This is a genomic window from Algiphilus sp. (assembly GCF_023145115.1).
Taxonomy (GTDB): domain Bacteria; phylum Pseudomonadota; class Gammaproteobacteria; order Nevskiales; family Nevskiaceae; genus Algiphilus.
Window position 1 is genome coordinate 1 of sequence record NZ_JAGLEJ010000040.1, and the last position, 20,817, is coordinate 20,817.

Annotated in this window: 20 protein-coding genes; 8 read left to right on the plus strand and 12 right to left on the minus strand. The window is 67.8% G+C overall.

Annotation, left to right across the window (positions count from 1 at the left end; all coding sequences use genetic code 11):
- The 10 genes from KAH28_RS13580 to KAH28_RS13625 all read right to left on the minus strand — a co-directional run.
- A partial coding sequence (locus KAH28_RS13580) for a biotin carboxylase N-terminal domain-containing protein (protein ID WP_290577510.1) occupies window positions 1-876 on the minus strand: 876 nt, incomplete at its 3' end.
- Complete coding sequence (locus tag KAH28_RS13585; RefSeq protein WP_223055073.1) at window positions 873-2,657, minus strand: acyclic terpene utilization AtuA family protein; 1,785 nt, start codon at window positions 2,655-2,657, stop codon at window positions 873-875. The genes KAH28_RS13580 and KAH28_RS13585, both read right to left, overlap by 4 nt.
- Window positions 2,658-2,684: 27 nt before the next feature.
- The gene (locus KAH28_RS13590; RefSeq protein WP_223055072.1) at window positions 2,685-3,158 is read right to left on the minus strand and encodes a PaaI family thioesterase; all 474 of its coding nucleotides are present in this window, start codon (window positions 3,156-3,158) and stop codon (window positions 2,685-2,687) included.
- Between the two features lie 40 nt (window positions 3,159-3,198).
- Complete coding sequence (locus KAH28_RS13595) at window positions 3,199-4,341, minus strand: acyl-CoA dehydrogenase family protein (protein ID WP_223055071.1); 1,143 nt, start codon at window positions 4,339-4,341, stop codon at window positions 3,199-3,201.
- A 57-nt stretch (window positions 4,342-4,398) separates the two neighbouring features.
- Entirely contained in the window at window positions 4,399-4,815 is a 417-nt protein-coding gene (locus KAH28_RS13600; RefSeq protein WP_223055070.1) for an OB-fold domain-containing protein, read from the minus strand.
- A complete protein-coding gene (locus KAH28_RS13605) occupies window positions 4,812-5,990 on the minus strand; it encodes a hypothetical protein (protein ID WP_223055069.1) in 1,179 nt (392 codons plus the stop codon). The genes KAH28_RS13600 and KAH28_RS13605 overlap by 4 nt, the downstream gene beginning before the upstream one ends.
- 43 nt (window positions 5,991-6,033) lie before the next feature.
- Complete coding sequence (locus tag KAH28_RS13610) at window positions 6,034-7,239, minus strand: acetyl-CoA acetyltransferase (protein ID WP_223055068.1); 1,206 nt, start codon at window positions 7,237-7,239, stop codon at window positions 6,034-6,036.
- Window position 7,240: 1 nt separating this feature from the next.
- Window positions 7,241-8,701: a 3-oxoacyl-[acyl-carrier-protein] synthase III C-terminal domain-containing protein gene (locus tag KAH28_RS13615; RefSeq protein WP_290577511.1), complete on the minus strand. Its 1,461-nt coding sequence runs from the start codon at window positions 8,699-8,701 to the stop codon at window positions 7,241-7,243.
- 126 nt (window positions 8,702-8,827) lie between these two features.
- A complete protein-coding gene (locus KAH28_RS13620) occupies window positions 8,828-9,511 on the minus strand; it encodes a hypothetical protein (RefSeq protein ID WP_290577512.1) in 684 nt (227 codons plus the stop codon).
- Between the two features lie 404 nt (window positions 9,512-9,915).
- Window positions 9,916-10,476, minus strand: a complete 561-nt coding sequence (locus KAH28_RS13625) for a TetR/AcrR family transcriptional regulator (protein ID WP_223055065.1) — start codon at window positions 10,474-10,476, stop codon at window positions 9,916-9,918.
- 302 nt (window positions 10,477-10,778) lie between these two features.
- Between KAH28_RS13625 and KAH28_RS13630 the strand changes: the two genes are divergently transcribed.
- From KAH28_RS13630 to KAH28_RS13665, 8 genes are all read left to right on the plus strand, one after another.
- Window positions 10,779-11,330, plus strand: a complete 552-nt coding sequence (locus KAH28_RS13630) for an SDR family oxidoreductase (RefSeq protein WP_223055064.1) — start codon at window positions 10,779-10,781, stop codon at window positions 11,328-11,330.
- 4 nt (window positions 11,331-11,334) lie between these two features.
- Window positions 11,335-11,880 (plus strand): MaoC family dehydratase N-terminal domain-containing protein, encoded by a 546-nt coding sequence (locus tag KAH28_RS13635; RefSeq protein WP_223055063.1) that lies wholly within the window; start codon window positions 11,335-11,337, stop codon window positions 11,878-11,880.
- The gene (locus tag KAH28_RS13640; RefSeq protein ID WP_223055062.1) at window positions 11,877-12,356 is read left to right on the plus strand and encodes a MaoC/PaaZ C-terminal domain-containing protein; all 480 of its coding nucleotides are present in this window, start codon (window positions 11,877-11,879) and stop codon (window positions 12,354-12,356) included. Before KAH28_RS13635 ends, KAH28_RS13640 begins: the two co-directional genes overlap by 4 nt.
- A complete protein-coding gene (locus KAH28_RS13645; RefSeq protein WP_223055061.1) occupies window positions 12,353-13,528 on the plus strand; it encodes an acyl-CoA dehydrogenase family protein in 1,176 nt (391 codons plus the stop codon). Before KAH28_RS13640 ends, KAH28_RS13645 begins: the two co-directional genes overlap by 4 nt.
- Before the next feature lie 74 nt (window positions 13,529-13,602).
- A complete protein-coding gene (locus KAH28_RS13650) occupies window positions 13,603-14,535 on the plus strand; it encodes a ketoacyl-ACP synthase III (RefSeq protein ID WP_223055060.1) in 933 nt (310 codons plus the stop codon).
- 160 nt (window positions 14,536-14,695) lie between these two features.
- Window positions 14,696-15,484, plus strand: a complete 789-nt coding sequence (locus tag KAH28_RS13655) for an enoyl-CoA hydratase-related protein (RefSeq protein ID WP_223055059.1) — start codon at window positions 14,696-14,698, stop codon at window positions 15,482-15,484.
- 88 nt (window positions 15,485-15,572) lie between these two features.
- Window positions 15,573-16,388: a hypothetical protein gene (locus KAH28_RS13660; RefSeq protein ID WP_290577513.1), complete on the plus strand. Its 816-nt coding sequence runs from the start codon at window positions 15,573-15,575 to the stop codon at window positions 16,386-16,388.
- 173 nt (window positions 16,389-16,561) lie between these two features.
- The gene (locus KAH28_RS13665) at window positions 16,562-18,157 is read left to right on the plus strand and encodes a class I adenylate-forming enzyme family protein (protein WP_290577515.1); all 1,596 of its coding nucleotides are present in this window, start codon (window positions 16,562-16,564) and stop codon (window positions 18,155-18,157) included.
- Between the two features lie 179 nt (window positions 18,158-18,336).
- On the opposite strand, the gene KAH28_RS13670 is transcribed toward KAH28_RS13665, so the two are convergent.
- Both KAH28_RS13670 and KAH28_RS13675 read right to left on the minus strand, forming a co-directional pair.
- Entirely contained in the window at window positions 18,337-19,857 is a 1,521-nt protein-coding gene (locus KAH28_RS13670; RefSeq protein WP_290577517.1) for an NAD(P)/FAD-dependent oxidoreductase, read from the minus strand.
- On the minus strand, window positions 19,854-20,807 hold the full coding sequence (locus KAH28_RS13675; protein WP_223055055.1) for an alpha/beta hydrolase: 954 nt from the start codon (window positions 20,805-20,807) through the stop codon (window positions 19,854-19,856). Before KAH28_RS13675 ends, KAH28_RS13670 begins: the two co-directional genes overlap by 4 nt.
- Window positions 20,808-20,817: the final 10 nt, after the last annotated feature.

A 20,817-nucleotide genomic window follows, 5' to 3' on the forward strand; every position in this document is an offset into this window, starting at 1 on the left:
CATCTCCAGGAAGTAGAACTCGCCGTCGGCGCCCAGGATGAGCTCCACGGTGCCGGCGCCGACATAGCCGGCGGCGCGCGCGATGCCGACCGCGACCTCGCAGATCCGTGCGCGCGTGCCGGCGTCCAGTGCCGGCGAGGGCGTCTCCTCGATGATCTTCTGGAAGCGTCTCTGCACCGAGCACTCGCGCTCGCCGAAGTGCACGACGCTGCCGTGCTGGTCGCCGAGCACCTGCACTTCGATATGGCGTGGCCGTTCGACATAGCGCTCGACGAACAGTCGGCCGTCGCCGAAGTAGCGCTCCCCCTCGCGCCGCGCGGCCGCCAGCTCGGCGTCCAGCACCTCGGCGCTGCGCACGATGCGCATGCCCTTGCCTCCGCCGCCGGCCGCCGGCTTGATCAGGATCGGCAGGCCCACGGCCAGCGCGCGCTGTGTGAAGCTGCCCGGGTCATCGGCCTCGATGGCGCTCGGCGCCACCGGAAAGCCGTGCTCGGCGACGAAACGGCGCGCGCTGACCTTGTCGCCCATCAGCTCGGTGACGGCGGGCGGCGGGCCGACGAAGCGGATGCCGGCCTCATCCAGCGCGCGCGCCAGCGCCGGGCTCTCCGAGAGAAACCCGTAACCGGGGTGCACCGCATCGGCGCCCCAGCGGCGCGCGGCCTGGACAATCTGCGCCACGTCGAGATAGGCCGCAACCGGCGTTGCCCCTTCGATGGGGACGACGGCATCGGCGAGCTGCGGTGCCAGGCCGCCGTCCTCGGCGGCGTGCCGCACGATGGCGCATTCGATGCCCTGGGCCTTGGCAGTGCGCAGAATGCGCGCGGCGATCTCGCCGCGATTGGCCACCAGCAGCCGTCGGATCGGCGCACCCGTCATTCCGGGACCTCAAGGCTTGCCGGCACCGTCACCGGGAAGTCGAGCAGCATCTGCGCGTAGGCCTTGCCCTGCGGATCGATCCGCAGCGAGGCGATGCCGCCGCCGCCGAGCGCGCGTTCCAGCAGGAAATTGAACCCGCTCAGGCCTGGCCACTCGTAGCGGTGCACCGGCCCCTGAACGAGGTGGGCGAACCACCGGGCAACGGCCTCCTCGGTCAGCGCCGCGCGAATCCACGGCAGGTACTCGGGGCGCCGCGCCAGAATGCCGATGTTGGCGCTGTCGCCCTTGTCACCGCTGCGACCCTGGGCCAGACGCAGTAGCGGCACGCTGCGCGCGCCGTCGGCCAACGCATCGGCCGGCGGCGGCACGGGTGTTTCCTCCGCCGGCAAAGCCTGCGGCTCCGCTCCGCGCATCTGCGGGCAGGCGACGGGCTCGCCGTCGAGCTCGACACTGACCGGAACGCGTGCCTTGGGCCAGAGCAGGGAGAACAGGCGGATCACCGACGTGACCTTGGGCCTGCCGCCGGAGAAGCCGGTGATGGCGGGCGCACTGGCCAGCGCCATCGGCGCCATTTCGCGCGAGAAGATCTCCAGCGCGTCCTTGTCCGGGTGGCGGGCGGCGATCCTGACGATGACTTCGCGGGTCTGTGCTCGCGCGTGCGGGCCATAGGTGGATTCCGTACCGAGGGCCTCGATACGGGTCTCCGTGAAATCGCCCAGTCCGCGTTCCGCGAACAGGCGCCGGCAGCGTGCCAGCAAGGCCTCGCCGGTCCGCTGCGCCTTGGCCGCCGCGTCGGTGCCCCCGATCATGAACTGCGCGGTGGCGCGAAAGCCGTCGGCATAGGTAGCGCTGACCTTGCACTGGTCGCCGGGCGGCCGGCCGCGGGCGCCGCTCACGCGCACGCGGTTCTCCCCGATCGCCTCCAAGTGGATGCGGCTGAAGTCGCAGGCAACGTCCGGCAGCAGATAGTTGCGCGGATCGCCGATCTCGTAGACCACCTGCTCCCCGACCGTGGATGGGTCGATCAGGCCACCGGTGCGCGCGGGCTTCTCGACGACGAAGCTGCCGTCGGGCGCGCAGTCGGCGATGGGAAAGCCCATGTTGTCCCAGCCCGGAACCGACCGCCAGTCAGTGTAGTTGCCGCCGGTGCACTGGGTGCCGCATTCGATGATATGACCGGCCAGGCTGCCCTGGGCGAGCTGGTCGTGATCGTCGGGCTTCCAGCCGAAGGCGTGAATCAAGGGGCCGAGCACCACCGCGCTGTCCACGCAGCGGCCGGTGACGACGATGTCGGCGCCGGCGTCGAGTGCGGCCGCGACCGGGAAGGCACCCAGATAGGCATTGGCGCTGGCCAGCTTGGCGGGCAGCGGCGCGCCGCTGAACATCTCGCGCACGCCGGCCTCGCGCATCGCCTCGACCTGCGGCAGCAGATCGTCACCGGCGACCGTGGCGATCTTCAGGCTCAGACCTTCGGCTTCGGCGGCGCGGGTCAGTGCTTCGCGGCACCCGCCGGGATTCACGCCGCCGGCATTGCTGACCACGCGGACGCCGCGCGCCTTGAGCTCGCGCAGCAGCGGCCGCAGCGCGCCGACGAAGTCAGGCGCGTAGCCGGTCCGTGGGTCCCTGGCCTTGGCGCGCGTCAGTAGCGACATCGTGATCTCGGCCAGGTAGTCGAAGACCAGCACGTCGATGTTGCCGCCCTGCACCAGCTGAGCGGCGGCATGCTCGGTGTCACCCCAGAACCCGGAGGCACAGCCGATGCGCAGAGAATCCTGTTTCATGTTCGGACCCGACCGAAGACTGGAGGATTACTGCCGCGGGAAGAACACGCGCCAGATGCCCTTTGCGCTGGCGCAGACCTCGCCGCGTTCGTTGAGCAGCTCGCCTTCGGCGAAGGCCGTGCCACGGCCGGCGCGCAGCACGCGGCCGATGGCCTTGAACTGCTCGCCCCGTGCCGCTGCGAGATAGGTGATGTCGAGGTTTATCGTCACCTGCGAATAGGCGGCCAGGGACAGGCCGGCAGCCTGCAGCAACGGCAGCTGCGCCGAAACGATGGCATAGCCCAGCGCGCCGTCGAACATGTAGGAAATCACGCCGCCGTTGATCGCGTCCGGCGGTCCGCCGGCGCCGCGCTGAGCCGGCGTGGGCGACCTCAGGTAGAGGGCCACCTCGCCGGGCGTGACCTCCTCCGCGGTCAGACCCTGTGCCTGCATGAAGGGGCTTTCGTTCCAGCGTTCCTTGAACAGATAGGGCGCTGCGGTCGCGGGCAGATCGTTGGCCATGGGCTAGGTCGTGAAAGGAGGATGGGGGGCTTGTGCGGCTTCAATAGGAGCGAGGCAGGCCGAGGACGTGCTCGCCGATGTAGTTGAGGATCATCTCGTTGTTGACCGGTGCCACGCGCATCAGGCGGGCAAAGGGCCAGAGCGTGATCACGTCATAATCCTGGTCGAAGCCGTAGCCGCCGTGGGCCTGCAGGGCGATGTCCACCGCCTCGTCGCAGGCTTCCGAGGTCAGCAGCTTGGCCATGTTCGACAGCGGGCCGGCATCCTCGCCGCGATCGAAGGTGCGGGCGGCTTCCTGCATGACCAGGCGCGAGGCCTCGACATGCGCCTTGGCGCGAGCCATGGGGTGCTGCAGCCCCTGGTAGCTGCCGATGGGCGTGCCGAACGGCGCGCGCTCCTTGGCATACTCCACCGCCTTGTCCAGCGCGCGGTTCCCCAGGCCCACCGCCATCGAGGACAACACCAGACGCTCCGTGTTGAGGCCGTCGAACAGGTATTTCATGCCCTTGCCTTCTTCACCGATCAGCGCGTCCGGAGGCAGCTCGGCATCCTTGAAGAACACCAGGTACTGGCTTTCCCCGAGCACATCGATGTTCAGGCGCTGGAACTCGATCCCCGGCGTGTGCGAATCGAGAATGAACAGGGAGAGTCCGGCGCGCGGGCGTTCGGGATCGAGCGGAGAGGTGCGCGCGATCAGCAGCATCGACGTCGAGTCCTTCGCGCCGGTGATGAACACCTTGGAGCCATTGACCAGCCATCCCGCATCGCTTCTGCGCGCCGTGGTCTGCAGGCGGAATGTGTTGGTGCCGGCATTGGGTTCGGTCACGCCGAAACACATCTTGCCCTCGCCGGTGGCGGTGGGCGTGACGAACTTTGCGATCTGTTCGGGCGTACCGTGCCTGATGATCGGCATGCGGGCAAAGCTGCCGAGCACGAAGAACAGCGAGATGATGCCGGCGCGGGCGGTGATCTCGTTGAGCACCATCAGTTCGGAAAGACCACCGCCGCTGCCGCCGTACTCCTCGGGCACGGAGACGCCAAGCAGGCCGGTTTCGGCCATCGCGTCCCAGAGCTTCTGCGGGAACCTGTTTTCCCGGGCGCACTGCAGCCAGTATTCGCGCGAGATGCCCCGGGTCAGGCCTTCAGCGGCTTCACGGACGGCGGCGATGGATTCTTCGCTCATGGGATGCTCCTGCTTGTCAGTCTTCTTCTGGGAAACGGGTTGTTCCGCCGGAAAGGTTCAGGCGGGTTCGAACTGCGGAATCCTGAAGCCGTCGCCGCGGGTCTCGAAGCAGACCTTGACCTTCATGCCGATGCGCACGGATTCGGGGGCGCAGTTGAGGATGTTGCTCATCATCTGCGGGCCTTCATCGAGCTGGATGATGGCCATCACGAAAGGGCAGTCGGCCTTGAAGGCCGGGTACGGCGGCTGATACACGACGGTGTAGCTGAACACCGTGCCCGACCCGCTGGCCTTTTCCCAGGTCGGATCCGGCGAGAAGTCGAAGGGGCTCCAGCAGCGCGCATACATGAACGGCTGGCCGGTGCCGCGGCAGCGCTGGATCATCAGCTCGCCGCGCTGCGCGCCGTCCCAATAGGGCTTGCTGTGTGCGCTGATCTCCGGAACCGGCTTGGGGTTGACGGTGGCGTTGCTCATGACTGGCTCCCCAGGACGAGCGTGGCGTGCTCGGACATCATGCCCCCGTAGCAGTGGACGACGCCCATATCGGCCTTCTTCAACTGGCGCTCATCACCGGCGATGCCCATGACCTGGCGTGCCGCTTCCACGATCATGGTCTGGCCGGACGCATCGCCGACATGGCCGAAGGACATCAGCCCGCCGTAGGTATTGACCGGGAACTCGCCGCCGGGCGCGGTGCGGCCACCGGCGAAGAACGCGCCACCCTGGCCCTTGGGACAAAGGCCGAGGTCTTCGGCATAGATGATGGGGTTGATGCTGAAGGAGTCGTAGAGCTGGGCGAAGTCCATGTCCTCGGGCCCGACGCCCGCCATGCGGTAGGCCTGGGCCGAGGTTTGCCTGGAGCCCAGGGTGGTCAGGTCATGCGCCTGGCTGATGCTGGAATGGGTGTGCTTCTCGCCGTAGCCGTACAGGAAGCAGGGCTTCTCGGCATAACGCCTGGCGATGCCCGGCGACACCACCAGCACCGCCGAGCCGCCTTCGCTGGGCACCGAGCAGTCGAGCAGATTGAACGGATAGGCGATGGGGCGCGAGGACAGCACCTTGTCGATCGTAAGCGCCCCCTGCGGGGCCATCAGCGCATCCGGGTGCAGGAGCGACCACTCGCGCTGCGACACCGCGACCTGTGCAAGCTGTTCGCGCGTGGTGCCGAATTCGTGCATGTGGCGGGTGGCGTTGAGCGCGAAGATGGGCGGGATGTAGGTGCCGTAGGGGTACTCGAACTCGGGATGGCTGATGAGCTTGCTCATCATCTCGGCCATGCCGCTGCCCACGTTGGGAAAGCGTCCGGCGCCCAGGCAGAGCACCGAATCGCACAGTCCGCGCTCGATGGCCAAGGCCGCGCGGATCAGCATCAGCGCGTAGGTGCCGCCACCGGCATTGATGGTTTCGCTGAAACTCGGCTCGATGCCCAGTTCTTCGGCGATCTTCTCGTGCGCGAACACGTCGACGCCATCGGCGGAGGCCATGCCAGCCGGCGCCGACAGCAGACCGCCGATATCCGAGGGTCGCAGTTGCGGCCATTCGCGCAGGAACTGCGCGGTGACCCGTCGGTACATCTCCATGCCGTTGTAATGCGGGTAGCGTCCGGGCTTCATCTCGGACACCGCGACGATGGCCGCGAGAGGATTCATTCGCTGCGCTCCTGCCGGAGTGAAAGAACCAAGCTCACCGGGCTCACCGATAGCGGCCAACGATGGAAATGCCGACGACGTTCTGGTGGGGGAAGCCGCCCAGGTTGTGCGTCAGACCGTAGCGCGGATCCTTGAGTTGGCGTTCGCCCGCACGGTCCTGCAGCTGCAGGTACATCTCGTAGACCATGCGAATGCCGGAAGCGCCGATGGGGTGACCGAAGCACTTGAGGCCGCCGTCGATCTGGCACGGAATCTGGCCATCGGCGTTGTAGAAACCGTCCATCACGTCCTTGACGGCGCCGCCGTCCTCGGACAGACCCAGATCCTCCATCGTCACCAGCTCGGTGATCGAGAAGCAATCGTGAACTTCGAACATCGACAGTTCCTGGCGCGGCTTCTTGATGCCCGCTTCGGCATAGGCACGTTGTGCCGCCTTGCGGGTCGTCAGAATGTAGGAACCGTCCCAGTCGTTGTAGCCACCCTCGGAACCATTGGAAAGCGCCAGCTGCAGCGCCTTGACCGTGACCATCTGCTCGGGATGCTTGCCCAGCGACTTGGCGATCTCGGGCGTGGTGACGATGGCCGCGGCCGAACCGTCGGAGACACCGCAGCAGTCGAACAGGCCCAGCGGCTCGGCAACCATGGGCGCGCCCATGATGGCATCGCAGCTCACCGGCTTGCGCAGGTGCGCCTTGGGATTCTTGGCGCCGTTGACGTGGCTTTTGGCCGAGATCTCAGCCAGCGCGCGCTTGAGGGTGTCGCGCGATACCTTGTAACGCTCCATGTAGGCGCTGGCCACTTGCGCAAAGACGCCCGGCGCCGACAGGTTGGGCCACCACAGCGGCGGCAGCGAGCCGATTTCCAGCCCCGGCAGACCGCCGTAGCCGGTGTCCTTGAGTTTCTCGACGCCGATGGCCAGCGCGATGTCGCAGGCGCCGGCGGCGACCGCGTATACCGCGCCACGAAAGGCCTCGGTTCCGGTGGCGCAGTAGTTCTCGACGCGTGTCACCGGGATGTTGTCGAGCCGCAGCGACAGCGAGGCCGGGGTGGCCGACTTGCCGATGTTGACCTCGTCCATGCAGGAACCCAGCCAGGCTGCCCCGATCCGGGGCGCCTCGATGCCGGCATCGGTCAGGGCCTCGGCGAAGGCTTCTTCCATCAGTTCCTCGGCGCCCATGTCCCAGCGCTCGCCGAAGCGCGAGCAACCCATGCCGAGAATGGCCACCTTGTCACGGATACCTTCAGCCATCTCAGGCCTCCTTCGCGGTCGCCAGCGGCGCCGCTTTCCAGAAGTAGCGGATCATGCCGCGCTGTGCATCGCGGCCACGCACTCGGAACACCATGCGCACGGGTTGCCCGACGCTGACCTGCCCCAGGTCCCAGTCGGTGATGTCGGCCATGAAGCGGCCGCCGCACTCGAATTCGATCATGCCGTAGTGCGCCGGCGGCTCGGGCGTATAGGTGAGCCAGTCGCACGACCAGGTCTTGATCCGCGCCGGCTCGTCGGCGAAGCGATGCGGATCCATCTCCTCGGCGTGATGGCAGCTCGGGTTCACACAGCGCGGGGCAGCAGGGAACTGCGGCGTGCCGCACTTGCGGCAGCGCCCGCCGACCAGGCCCAGCAGCATGCGCCGCTTGCGATACATGGCGGACAGCGCGGTCTGCGGATTCGCTTCGGCGCGCAGACCCTTTTCCAGGGTCACGACGTCGTTGAATGCCTGGAACTTGGCGTAGTCGGTCTCTTCCCGGCGCCGGGCCAGGCAGGCTGCCACGGCAGTGCGCGGCGTCAGCTGCGCGATTTCCGGCGTGATGCGGAAGGCCAGCACATCGCAGCCCTGGCCGAAGCCGACCACCACCAGGGTTTGCCCCGGCCTGGCATTCTCCAGCGCGGCAGCAAGCATCAACGAGGCGTGCGCAGCGCCCGTCTGCCCGACGGTGCCGTGCAGCCCGTCGGCGACCGCTTCGTCGGCAATGCCCACGTGCTTGGCGGCCACGGCGGCCAGCCGGGGTGCCGGTTCGGCCAACACGAAGTGATCCACCGAGCCGGGTTCGATGCCGAGCCTGGCGAGCCCGTCCCGGATGGCTTCGGGCAACCACTTCCGGAAGGCTTCGTCGCGCAGCCAGCGCTCCTCCCAGTGGTAGTCGAAGGGCTGGCCGGCGGCGCGGTAGTGATCGACGAAATCGGTCGACACGCTGTGGCTGCCCAGATGCTCGGCGATGACATCGCTGTTGCCCAGCGTGAAGGCCGCCGCGGCGTCGCCGTACATCAGTTCCTGCACGCTGCCGGCGCGCGCGCGGCGGTGCTCCGCCGCCACCGTGAGCACTTCGCCCTCGCGTCCGGCGGCAACGCGGTCCAGCCCGGCGAGCAACGCGGCGGTGCCGGCCTTGAGCGACCCGCCGAAGTCGGCACTGGCGACCGCCTCCGGCAGGTCCAGGGCGCCGGCCACGACCCCGGCGTTCTGGCGGTCGCTGAACGGGTGTGTCGTCGAGCCAAAGTAGACCGCACCCAGCGCGACCCGGCGACCGGCCAGGGCATGGCGCGCGGCTTCCACCGCCATTGTCAGGCTGTCTTCGTCCCAGCCAGCCATTGCGCGCTCGCCGCGTGCCTGCGCCGCCAGGCCCGGATTGGCCCAGGCATGGGCTTTGGCTGCCACCGCCCGGTTGAGGCGCCCACGTGGCACATAGGCCCCGAAGGAAGTGATCCCGATCATGGAGTCTCCAGCAAGCGCCCTCGGGGAGGGCCGGAATGCGACGATTGGTTCTAACTAACAGTTGTTAGTGTCGCAGCAATCACGGCGCCGTGCAAGTCTGCTCGTGACCCTGCGCCGGCGCGCTCCTCAGTGCGGCACGCGGGCCCGGGACAGCGGAATGTGCACCCGCAGCTCGACAGCCAGTAGGCCGAGCACGGCGCCGACGGCGATCGGGACCGGCTCGTCCCGCTGAACCGCGGACGCGCGCAGCGCCTCGGACGTCAGCACCCGCTGGGTGATCATGCACGCATAGTCGATCGCCACCTTGGGGCAGCGCCGCGGGCAAAGCCCCGACGGGTGAACGGTCGGGCATGATGAAGCCGCCAGCGACCGCGGCAGCCATGGCCCCGGCCGGTGAAGTCCCGCCACTGGAATCTGCCATGGAGCATCACCGGCGTCGGGCATGCCGCGCATTGCTGCGCCTTCACCCGCGTTGCGCCCCGGATGAGCGGCGCCGCTTGCGGCCGGCGTCGACGAAAGGGTGGATCCGGGCGCGCAACGGCGTCCGTGCAGCATGGAGAAGATGCGGTGACCGAAGGGATCACCACCTTGCTGAGCGTGCGGACCTCCAGCTGTGACAAGCAGTCGATTCGGCGCCGGAAACGGGCGGGGCCGCAGCGCACCACCGAATCGAACAGGGCGACGACGCACCTTGTCCGCAGGGCCGTAGCCGCGCCACCCCGGAAGGCTCGCCTCTTTGATGCGCCGCCCCGGACGGCCAATCTCCACGTCGGAAATCGCGGCGCCGCCGGAATCGACAATGGCGCGCACGTGCAGACCCTTCAGCCACCTCGGCGTGAGGCCGAGTGTGCCGCGAGCCCGTCCGCACCGTCATTCACCAGCGCCTCCCCGTGCTCGACAGCGAGCTGAAGCCGCATGCTCCTAGCACTCCTACAGGCAGCGCGCCGAAACCGACCGCCCCGCCGACACCCTGCACCAGGCTCCAGATGAGATTGGGCAACTCTGGGCACGCCCCGCATCGCCACGAAGGACCCTGCCGCTGCCGCCTTCGGGATCGGCCGCAGGCGCTCGCGCAGTGCGCCGATCCAGCGTCCCGATCGCAGTCCGATCCGAATCGGCGCTCGCGGCGGGCGCCGGGTGAATCGGACTCGTCCGATCACGGTTTGACCTGTATCGCCATCAAGCGTTGGGTTGCCCGCCCCTTCGGTGACGCGTCATCGCGCCGCAAACAAGCCGTCCGACAGGATGTTCACCATCTCCCGGACGACGTCGTTCAACTCCCCTTGACTTGCGTCGAACCATTCCACCGTCCAGTTGATCGTCCCCAGCACGATCAATCGCGCAAGATGCAGGTCTACGCCGCCCCGCACCTCGCCGCACGCCTGCGCTTCGGCCAGAAGCCGGTCCCAGAGGGCGCTGTAGTTGCGCCGGCGCTCCCGGTTGGGACGCCTCAACTCCACCGGCAACTGCCCATAAATCCGGATGCTGGCCGAGGTATATGCGCCGTGCTGGAGCAGACCCGTGAGATGCCCCTCCAGAGCCGCCGCAAACTTCTCCCGGCCCGAGGCATCATCGGGCAGTGCCGCGAGCCGATCGACCACGGTTTGGTGAACCAGATCGATCCCCAGATCCAGAATCTCTCCAAGAATCCGGTCTTTGGACTCGAAATGGTAGTAGACGCTGCCGGCCTGGATGCCCGCAGCGTCGGCGATCTGCCGGAGCGTGGTCGCCGCGTAACCCTGGCGCTTGAAAAGGCTGGCGGCCGCCTTGAGCACCTGTTCCCTCGTCAACTCTGCGGCTGAATCACGGCTCCGGGCTGCCGCACTCTTCTTTCTTGTCACGGTGGCCATGGGGTAGCAGTTGAACAAACCCCCAGCATACACGACTCTCCGGGCATTCAACCGCTGCATCGAGCGGAGGCACAGTCCAACTATGAAATCTAACTATCATTTGATAGAATCACAGCCTAAAGGGTGGCGCGGTGTCAAGCATCGCGTCGGTTTCGTCCGCCGTCAGCTCGCGCCGTGGTCGTACCGAGAACCCGTCCGTCATGGCGCCAGCAGGGAGCAAGCCGCTCATGAATCTCGAACTTGCCGGCAAGTCCGTCGTCGTCACCGGCGGAGGCTCCTGCATCGGGCGCGCCATCGTCCTGACGTACGCCGAGGAAGGGGACAGCATCACCATAGGCGACATCGGCGAGGCACAGGCTGGCAAGGTCGCCGATCTGGCACGTGAGCGCGGTGCGGTGCGGGTGGTCGGGACCGATATCACGCAGCACGATCAGGGCAAGGCATTGATGGATCAGGCCGACGCGCGCCACGGCGGGATCAACGTACTGTTGAACAACGTCGGCTGGGAGCGGCCCATGTTCTTCACCCAGACGACGCCCGAACTCTGGGACAAGATCATCCGCGTCAACTATCTCAGCGTCTTCAACTGCACGAGCGCCGCGCTCGAGAAGATGATTCCCGCCGAGCGAGACAGCATCGTGTCGATCAGCTCCGACGCCAGCCGACAGGGCGAGCCGCGCGAGGCCGTCTACGGCGGCACCAGGGCCGCCGTCAACCGCTTCATGAAGACCAATGCCCCCCGGTCCGCCCCCCGGCAGTCGCGACGTTCACGGAGCTGACGCGATGAACTCTGCCTCTCCCGATACCACCGACGTTGGCGCCACCGTGGGCAGCTATCTAGAGGCGCGCACGTGGGTCGGGCGGCGCAGCGAGCCGCGGCCCGTGGACACGGCGGTGGACGAATCGCGCTGCAAGTACTTCGCGGCACTATGCGAAGACGGCAACCCGGCGTACTGGGACGCCGAATGGGCACGTCACGCCTTCGGTGCGCCACTGGCGCCCAGCGGCATGCTGATGAGCCTGATGATGCCGCTGCCCTGGAAACCGGATGGACGCAGCGCTGCGCCGACCATGGCGATTGATGTGCCGCTGCCCGGGCGCACCCTGATCAATGTGGAGACCGACTGCGAGCTGTTCCGCCCCGTGCACTGGGGCGAGCGCCTGAGCCTGTGCGAAGAGATGGTCGACATCTCGCCGGAAAAGCACACGCGCCTGGGGCGCGGCCATTTCGTGACCACGCGGCTGCTGCTGCTGGATGCCGCCGAGCAGCCGGTGGCGACGATCACCAATGTGCTCTATCGCTACGAAGCAGGGGGCAGTGACGCATGAACGAGCACTACCCGCAGAAGTGCTGGAGTCAGGTGCAGCAAGGCGAGGCGCTGCCGCCACTGCACTTCCCCATCGATTACGCCCGAATCATTCTCAATGCGGCCACGACCTGGGACTACTTCCCGGGCCATCACAACCCGGTCTACGCACGCGCTCAAGGCCAGCCGGACATCTACGCCAGTACGATCTTCTTCCACGGGCTGATCGACCGATTCGTCACCGACTGGGGAGGGCCGCTGACGCTGGTCCGCCGCCGCCGGATGCGGATGGTCGCCAGCGCGCATCCCGGCGACACGCTCAGTGTCGAGGGACGGATCGTGCGCGCCTATCGCGAGACCGAGCTGGGGCTGGTCGACCTCGAGATCACGCTGAGCACGGCGCGCGGCCTTTGCGTGCCTGCGAGCGTCTGCGCCCGGCTGCCGCTGGACCAAGACGAGTGTCCCTCCGCCCCTACCACGAAGACCACGACGCCATGAACCAACCATCTCTCCAGAACGAATCCCTTGCCAACCGCATCCACCAGGTGCAGGAAGCCACACGCGGCATCTCCGAGCAATACCCGCGCGCCTATATCCGGGAGTGCATCGATCAGGACCGCTTCCCGGACGAGATGTGGAAGGCCCTGGGCGAGTACGGCTTGCTGGGTCTGACCGTGCCCGAGGAATACGGCGGCTCCGGTGGCGGCGTGGTGGAGATCGTGGCGCTGGCCGAAGCGCTCGCGCTGGGCGGTGTGCCGACCCTGTTCCTGGTCGTCACCGGCCTGGGGCGCGTACCGATTGTCCGACACGGCACGCCGGAGCAGATCAGGAAGTTCGTGACGCCGACCTGTGACGGATCGGTCAAGCTGTGCTTCGCCATCACCGAGCCCAACGCCGGAACCAACAGCTTCGACATGAGCACGCTGGCCACGCGCGACGGCGAGGACTGGGTGCTCAACGGACAGAAGGTCTTCATCTCCGGCGCCCGCGACGCCGACATCATGCTGGTGATTGCGCGGACGCAGAAGGCTTCGGATGTCAAACACCGCACCGAGGGCATGTCGCTGTTCGTGGTCGACATGAAGACCCCGGGCATCACCCTCCAGCCGTTGAACATCCAGGTCGAGACCGCCGAGCGCCAGTACATGGTGTTCTTCGACAACGTGCGCCTGCCTGCCGACGCGCTGATCGGGGCGGCGGGCAAGGGCGCCAAACTGATGTTCGAGGGGCTCAACTCGGAGCGCCTGCTCGCCGCCGCCGCCGCGCTCGGCATCGGCGACTATGCCCTGAACAAGGCCGCAAGCTACGCCCGCGACCGCAAGCCCTTCGGCAAACCCATCGGCAGTTACCAGGCGCTGCAGCATCGCATGGCGCTCGCCAAGGCCGAGCTCGAAGCCGCGCGGCTGATGACCTACTCCGCCGCCGAGCGCTTCGACACCGGCGAAGATGCCGGCGCGCTCGCCAACATGGCCAAGCTGCTCGCCTCGCGTGCGGCGGTCGCGGCAGTGGAAGCAGCCATCCAGACCCACGGCGGCTACGCCTTCGACCGCGACTACGACGTGGTGACGCTCTGGCCCATGGTGCGACTGATGGAGATCGCGCCGATCAACAACGAAATGCTGCTGAACTACATCGGCGAGCATGTGCTCGGCCTGCCCAAGAGTTATTGAATGACGCAGGAACCGGCGGAGACACCCCCCGTGCATCGTCGCGGGCCGCGCAGGTCCGCGGACCGAGGCACGCCATGATCGGCATCGCCGACATCGCCTACGTCCTGCCGCCCTGGCGGATTGGCAATGCGGCGCGCGCCGAGCGGCTGGGCGTGCCGCCGGCCACCCTCGAGCGGCGCATCGGCGTGCAGCGGATCGCTTGCCGTGAGGCGGAACAGGACACGTCGGACCTCGCCACGTCGGCTGCCGAAAGGCTGTTCGCGCGCGGCGGGGTCGAGCGCGAACAGATCGGCTGCCTGGTGGTGGTCACTCAGAACCCGGACGGCCGCGGCCTGCCGCACTGCTCTGCGCTGGTCCATGCGCGACTCGGCCTGACGCCGCGCTGCGCCGTCTTCGACGTCGGCCTGGGCTGTTCCGGTTACGTTTACGGCCTGTCGATCGTGAGCAGCTTCATGCAGTCCAACGGCCTGCGCCACGGACTGCTGATCACCGCGGACCCTTACTCGAAGATCGTGGATCCGGATGACAAGCGCACGGCGCTGCTGTTCGGCGACGGGGCCGCCGCCACGCTGCTGAGCGACCAGCCGACGTGGTGCCTGGGACGCTTCGATTTCGGCACCGAGGGACGCCGCGCCGACTCGCTGAAGGTGGATGCCGCGAGCGGCAAGCTGTTCATGGATGGCCGCGCCATTCTGCAATTTTCCATGAATGCGGTTCCCGGCAGCCTGCGCCGGGCACTGCGCATCAACGGCCTGCACCCGCAACAGATCGACCGGGTGGTCCTCCATCAGGGCAGCCGCGTGGTCGTCGAGAACATCGGCGAAGCGCTGGGCCTCGCCGACCGCACGCAGTTCCATGCAGCTGAATACGGCAACACCGTCAGCTCGTCGATCCCCATCGTGCTGGCCGATCACCTGCTGCCGGAGGACCACCACGTCGCGCTGTCCGGCTTCGGGGTCGGGCTTTCGTGGGCCTCCACCGTGCTCAGCCGGGTGCCCGCGCCATGAGCGCCCGACGGGCTGCCGACCTTTCCGCGGCAGGCATCCTTGCCGGCCCGCGGCGAGCGACCGCCCCAATCGGCCCCGCGGCGGCTTCGTCCATTGCCCGCCATCGGCGGTTCCGTGACCTGGCCGCCGCGCGCGGCGCACATTCCCATGAGACCTCTCCATGACTGACAGCCAGGAACTCCTCTACACGGTCGAGGACGGCATCGCGACCGTGATCCTCAACCGTCCCGAGCGCCGCAACGCACTCTCCCCGCAGCTCACGCACCTGCTTGCCGACACCTGGCAGCGCATCGACGCCGATCCCGAGGTGCGCGTGGCCATCCTCACCGGCAGTTACTGCGGCACCTTCTGCGCCGGCATGGACCTGCGCGAGGCGGCGCGCCTGAAAGCCGAAACCGGCAAGGACATTCTCGAGTTCTTTGCCGACCTGCGCAACGAAGGCATCGGCAAGGTGCGCAAACCGCTTATAGCGGCGATCAACGGCCACTTCCCGGCCGGCGGCATGATGCTCGCTCTCAATTGCGACCTGCGCGTGGGCCTCGCCGGCACCCGCGGCGGCATCACCGAAGTCAAGGTCGGCCGCGGCTCGCCCTGGGCGGTGCCGCTGCTGTGGATGATGCCGCAGGCGCAGTTGATGGAAACCGTGCTCACCGGAGAGATGCTGCCGGCCGAGCGCCTCCACGCTGTCGGCTTCCTCAATTACCTGGAGGACAGCGACGACGCCGTGCAGGCCCGCGCGCGCGAACTGGCGCGCAAGATCGCCGACGCTGCCCCGCTGTCCGTCATGGCCGGCAAGAAGGTGCTCAAGGACGCCACCACGCTGGGCTGCGAGTCGGGCCTGCAGGCGGCCTGGGACTACTACGAGCGTCACGTCTATTCCAGCGAAGACGCCGCCGAAGGGCCCAAGGCCTTCGCCGAGAAGCGCAAGCCGCAGTGGAAGGGCCGTTGAAGATGCCGCCGATGAGCGCGAACGCCATGACCACCGACGGGCTGAACGATGCGCCCGGGACCATGCGACCCACCGGAGCACTGCCATCATGACCACACCCTCCCCCTCCACACCGGTCGCTGCCAAGCCAGCCGCCACGCTCCTGCTGCTGCGCGAGGGCGCACAGGGGCTGGAAGTGTTCATGGTGGTACGCCATCACGAGATCGACTTCGCCTCCGGCGCACTGGTTTTCCCCGGCGGCAAGATCGCGCCCGGCGACCGCGAGCCGCTGGCGCGCGAGCGCACCAGCGGGCTCGAGGACCTGAGCGAGGAGCAGGCCGCCCTACGCATCGCCGCGCTGCGCGAGGCCTTCGAAGAATGTGCCCTGCTGCTGGCGCGCGAGCGTGGCAGCCGCGCGCTCATCGGCCCGGAACGACTGGAGCGCCTGGATCACTACCGCAGCCCGCTCGATCGTGGCGAGCTGGGCATCGGCGACATGCTGCGGGCGGAGAACCTGGAGCTTGCCTGCGAGTCGCTGGTGCACTTTGCCCATTGGGTGACCCCGACGATGATGCCCAAGCGTTTCGACACGCACTTTTTCCTGGCCTCGCCCCCGGCGCGCCAGCTGGCGCGCCACGACGGCCACGAGCTGGTGGACTCGGTGTGGATCCGCCCGGCCGACGCGCTGGCGCAGGCCGAGGCCGGCCAGCGCACCGTCATCGCGCCCACGCGGCTCAACCTGCAGCGTCTGGGCTACAGCGACAGCGTCGCGGAGGCCGTTGCCGCCGCGCGCGCGCAGCCTGTGGTGCGCGTGCTGCCAGAGCTGGTGGCGACCGAGCAGGGACCGCGCCTGCGGATTCCGCGCGAGGCCGGCTATCGCGTCAGCGAGTTCGCCCCCGGCGCAGCGGTTTCCGCGAAACGCTAGCACCGCATTCACCACAGCCCTGCCAACGGCCATGCCGCGAACCGTAGCCCAGAATGAATCTCGCGCCCGAAATGGCCGCCCTCACCCCACCGTCCGCCGCCGCGGACGCCCCCCCCTGCGCGGGAGGGACATCGACCTCGCTATGCGAGATACACCCCAAGGAGGAGACCCCCATGGCCGTCATCGACCTGCTGCTGCGCAACGTCGCGCAGACCCCCGACAAGCCCGCCGTCATCGCCGCCGATGGTGAGCTCAGCTTCCGCGAGCTCGACGAAGCGGCGGGGCGCATCGCCACGCGCCTGTATCAGCGCGGCGTGTGCCGCGGCGACACCGTCGCAATGGCGTTGGACAACGCGCAGGCAGCGCATTTCACCGCAAGCTACTTCGGCATCCACAAGCTCGGCGCCATTCCGGTGCCGATGAACGTGCGCTGGGCTGCGCCCGAGAAGGAATACGTGTTGGCGCACAGCGATGCCGTCGCGCTGATCTGCGGCGACGCGCACACCGCGCACTTCGCCGCGTTGTCGGGTTCATCCCGCAGTGACCTGAAGCTGCACAGCTGGCTGGTCACCGGCACCGCCCCGGTGGAGGGCCTTGAGGCACTGGGGGACCTTCTCCACGAGGGCCCCATCGACGTGCCGCCGCTGGAGCCCGCACCGGACATGGAGGACCCGGCCGACCTGCTCTACACCTCGGGCACGACCGGCATGCCCAAGGGCGTGCTGGTGCCGCAGGGCAATCTCGCCGACCAGCCCGCACCTCCCGGCCAGCCGAGCATCACCCAGGCGCTGGCGGCACTGTTCGGCGAGCGCCTGCTGCACGCCGTTCCGCTGTTCGGCTTCACTGGCTGTCACGGGCTGATGCTGATGTGCGCGCGCGCCGGCATCACCCAGGTGGCGTTGCCGCGCTTCGATCCGGAAACCCTGCTCGCGAGCATCGAGAAGTACCGCGCGACCTCGATCATGGGGGTGCCGACCATGCTCAATCTGGCGATGAAGCACCCCAGCCTGGGCCAGCATGACTACAGCTCCCTGCAGTTCGTGTTCTTCGGCGCCGCACCGATCCAGCCCGACACCGTGCGCAAGATGCTGCAGGTCTGGCCCGATGTGCGCATGCTGAACGCCTACGGACTTACCGAGGGTGGCCTGGGCGCCGCCTGCATGCTGGGCCCCGACCCGCAGGAGATTCTGAACCGACCCGGGTGCGTGGGCCGGCCGGCCGGCTGCGAAGCCGTGATCGTAGACGATGACGATCGGCCCTTGCCGCAAGGTGAGGTCGGGGAGATCTGCTTTCGCTCCGACGTCTCGCACCGGCACTACTACAAGAACGATGCCCTCAGCGCCGAGCTGTGGCGTAGCGGCATGCTGCACACCGGCGACGTCGGCTACCTCGACGCCGAAGGCTTCGTCTACATCACCGACCGCAAGAAGGACATGGTGCTGCGCGGCGGTTACAACATCTTCGCCGTCGAAGTCGAGCGCGTACTGCTGGACATCCCGGAGGTCCTCGAAGCCGCTGTCGTCGGCATTCCACATCCCGATCTGGGTGAGGACATCCTCGCCGTGATCGTGCCACGGGGCGACGCTGAAGCAGGCGCTGGTGCGCTGGACCCCGAGCGGATCAACGCCTACAGCCGCGAGCACCTGGCCGACTACAAGTGCCCGCGGCACGTGGTCTTCGTCGACGAGCTGCCCAAGAACGCGATGGCCAAGATTCTCAAGAACGAGCTGCGCCAGCGTTATCGCGAACTGCTCACGCAAACCGCCTGAGGAGGCGCCATTCGAGCGCTCGGTGGCCGGCCAGCGATGGCCGGCCTCGAGCCCATAGGGCCGGCGACGACAGGTCGCGCGGCAGGCGCCGGTACGCGCAGCGGCTCCGCGGCAGGCGGGTGATCAGCGCGCAGCCGATCGGCGGATGAACCGGTGCTGCAGGTCCGCGGGCGTGGCCGCTATGCGGTCTCCACCGTGGGACGCGAGATCTCGAAGTCCTCCAGCCGCGGCCTCGCCAGCAGCGCGTTGAACTCGCGCGGGCGGCGCGGCCAGACCTCGGGCAGTCCGTCCTTGCCGATGTACCAGTTCTGGCATCCGGTGACCCACACCGTGCCGTCCATATCGTGCCGCAGCTGGTCATAGAAGGCATCGGTGGCGGCCTGGGTGGGTGCCAGGGTGTCAAGCGCACCGCGCCGGTACAGGTCGATGCATTGCATGACGTAGTCAACCAGGGCTTCGGTGTAGAGAATCACCGAGCCATTGGCCAACGGGCTGTTCGGACCGCCGAGCAGGAAGAAATTGGGGAACTGAGGAATCGCCAGGCTGTTGTAGGCGTGCGGGCCGCGTTCGTCCCACAGCGAGCTGAGGCTGAGGCCCTGCGCGTTGATGAGCTCGAGCGGGCGCATGTATTCGTGGGTCCTGAAGCCGGTGGCCAGAACCAGAACATCGAGCGGATGCGTGTGACCGTCGACGGTGACGATGCCCTCTGGCACCACGCGCTCGATCCCCTCGGTGACCAGCTTCACGTTCGGGCGCTGCATCGCCTCGTAGTACTCCCAGGACATCACGATGCGCTTGCACATCGGCTGATAGTCCGGCGTCAGGCGCCGGCGCAGCTCCGGATCGCGCACGCGGCGCAGATTCCAGTGGCAGGCGGCCTCGATCAACCGGCGCTGCGGACCAGGCCGGATCATCGCCCGGGAGAACAGCGCGTCGAACAGCTCGTCATAGAGGCCGTAGGCCAGGCGCGCCAGCGCGGGAACCTGCGTGACCAGCTCGCGCTCGACCAGCGAGTACTGACGATCCGGCAGCGGAAAGACCCATTGGGGGGTACGCTGGAACACGTTCAGCGTGCAGGGCAACCGCGACACCGCGCAGGCGATCTGCACGCCGGTGGAGCCGGTGCCGATCAGGCCGATGCGCTTGTCCTTGAGGTCGACGCTGTCATCCCAGCGCGCCGAATGGAAGCGGGCGCCGGCGAAGCTGTCGAGGCCGGGAATGTCCGGCTCGCTCGGATGGTGCAGAAAGCCGCAGGCGGCGATCAGGAACTCCGCGCTGTCCTGCCTGCCGCTGCGCAACTCAAGCTGCCAGCGGCGACCGTCGAAACGGGCCTGCGCGCCCTCTTCACCAAAGACGATGTGGCGACGCAGATCGTATTTCTCGGCCACGTGCCGCATGTAGTTCTGAATCTCGGGGCCGCGTGCAAAGCGGTGATGCCAGTCGGGGTTGGGCTCGAAGCTGTAGGTGTAGTAATGCGCCGGTACATCGCAGGCCAGGCCCGGGTAGCGGTTCTCGCGCCAGGTGCCGCCGACATCCTGGCCCTTCTCGTAGATGGTGAAGTCCTCGATGCCGGCCTTGCGCAGCCGTATGCCGGCGAGCAGACCGGACATGCCGGCGCCGAGGATGATGACCCGCGGCATGCGTGCGGCGTCATGGTGCTCGCGCGTATGAAGCGCTGCAGCGGATGTCGGGGCGTTCATGATGCAATCTCCTGCGGAGAAGCTTGCGGTTCTTCGCGCGGCTGGCTGCGATCCGCGACCGTCGGCTGCTGCGTCAGCGCCTTGCGCAGGAAGCCGCCCAGCCCGGCAATGCTGCTGTCGGCTTCCTGCAACTGGCCGGCGTGCAGCTGGAAATCGTGCCAGAGGCCGTTCCAGACCTGTCTTTGCACCGGCACCCCCGCTTCACGCAACCGACCCTCCAGGCGCGCGGCATCGCTGAACAGGACCTCCTCGCTGCCGACATCGATACACGTCGGCGGCAGACCGCCGAGCTCGGCGAACAGCGGCGAGACCCGTGGATCGGTCAGCGCCGATCCGGCATAGTGGCGCGCGGCGCAGGCGAGCCAGTCACGGCTGAGCATCGGATCCCGAGTCGCATGGGTGGTCATGCTCAGTCCCGACAGGCTGAGGTCCGCCCAGGGCGAGATCAGCGCCAGCGCGCGCGGCGCCGGCAGCCCCCTATCGCGGGCAGCGATGGCGGTGGCCAGCGCCAGGCCGCCGCCCGCGGAATCGCCGGCCAGAGCCACGGCCGAGTGCGAGCGCGTCAGGGCGGCCCAGGCGTCGACGGCATCGTCGAGCGCCGCCGGTGCGGGATGCTCGGGCGCGAGCCGGTAGTCGACGACGAAGCATTCGCAGCCTGCGGCCCGTGCCAGATGCGAGACCAATCCCGCATGCGTGGCCGGCGAGCCCAGCACATAGCCGCCACCGTGCAGGTACATCACGGCCATGCCGCCGGGCGCGGACGCCGGAATCATGCGGCGCGACAGCACGCCGCCCAGGTAGTGCTCGACATCCTGCGTGCCCGCAGCGCGCGGAAAGGCTGTCGCGGCAAGGGCGATGTAGCTGCGCTGAACCAGCAGCGGCACCCGCGACGAGAACACCGGCCGCAGCCCGAATCGCACACCCTGTCGCATAGCCCTTCGGATCAGCATGGCATTCCTC

What these genes read in the sequence shown, in the direction of transcription:
- KAH28_RS13605 (WP_223055069.1), bottom strand. Translation starts at nt 5,990, where the DNA reads ATGAATCCTCTCGCGGCCATCGTCGCGGTGTCCGAGATGAAGCCCGGA.
- KAH28_RS13640 (WP_223055062.1), top strand. Translation starts at nt 11,877, where the DNA reads ATGAACGAGCACTACCCGCAGAAGTGCTGGAGTCAGGTGCAGCAAGGC.
- KAH28_RS13670 (WP_290577517.1), bottom strand. Translation starts at nt 19,857, where the DNA reads ATGAACGCCCCGACATCCGCTGCAGCGCTTCATACGCGCGAGCACCAT.
- KAH28_RS13600 (WP_223055070.1), bottom strand. Translation starts at nt 4,815, where the DNA reads ATGAGCAACGCCACCGTCAACCCCAAGCCGGTTCCGGAGATCAGCGCA.
- KAH28_RS13590 (WP_223055072.1), bottom strand. Translation starts at nt 3,158, where the DNA reads ATGGCCAACGATCTGCCCGCGACCGCAGCGCCCTATCTGTTCAAGGAA.
- KAH28_RS13630 (WP_223055064.1), top strand. Translation starts at nt 10,779, where the DNA reads ATGAATCTCGAACTTGCCGGCAAGTCCGTCGTCGTCACCGGCGGAGGC.
- KAH28_RS13655 (WP_223055059.1), top strand. Translation starts at nt 14,696, where the DNA reads ATGACTGACAGCCAGGAACTCCTCTACACGGTCGAGGACGGCATCGCG.
- KAH28_RS13665 (WP_290577515.1), top strand. Translation starts at nt 16,562, where the DNA reads ATGGCCGTCATCGACCTGCTGCTGCGCAACGTCGCGCAGACCCCCGAC.
- KAH28_RS13650 (WP_223055060.1), top strand. Translation starts at nt 13,603, where the DNA reads ATGATCGGCATCGCCGACATCGCCTACGTCCTGCCGCCCTGGCGGATT.
- KAH28_RS13615 (WP_290577511.1), bottom strand. Translation starts at nt 8,701, where the DNA reads ATGATCGGGATCACTTCCTTCGGGGCCTATGTGCCACGTGGGCGCCTC.
- KAH28_RS13635 (WP_223055063.1), top strand. Translation starts at nt 11,335, where the DNA reads ATGAACTCTGCCTCTCCCGATACCACCGACGTTGGCGCCACCGTGGGC.
- KAH28_RS13675 (WP_223055055.1), bottom strand. Translation starts at nt 20,807, where the DNA reads ATGCTGATCCGAAGGGCTATGCGACAGGGTGTGCGATTCGGGCTGCGG.
- KAH28_RS13585 (WP_223055073.1), bottom strand. Translation starts at nt 2,657, where the DNA reads ATGAAACAGGATTCTCTGCGCATCGGCTGTGCCTCCGGGTTCTGGGGT.
- KAH28_RS13645 (WP_223055061.1), top strand. Translation starts at nt 12,353, where the DNA reads ATGAACCAACCATCTCTCCAGAACGAATCCCTTGCCAACCGCATCCAC.
- KAH28_RS13595 (WP_223055071.1), bottom strand. Translation starts at nt 4,341, where the DNA reads ATGAGCGAAGAATCCATCGCCGCCGTCCGTGAAGCCGCTGAAGGCCTG.
- KAH28_RS13660 (WP_290577513.1), top strand. Translation starts at nt 15,573, where the DNA reads ATGACCACACCCTCCCCCTCCACACCGGTCGCTGCCAAGCCAGCCGCC.
- KAH28_RS13610 (WP_223055068.1), bottom strand. Translation starts at nt 7,239, where the DNA reads ATGGCTGAAGGTATCCGTGACAAGGTGGCCATTCTCGGCATGGGTTGC.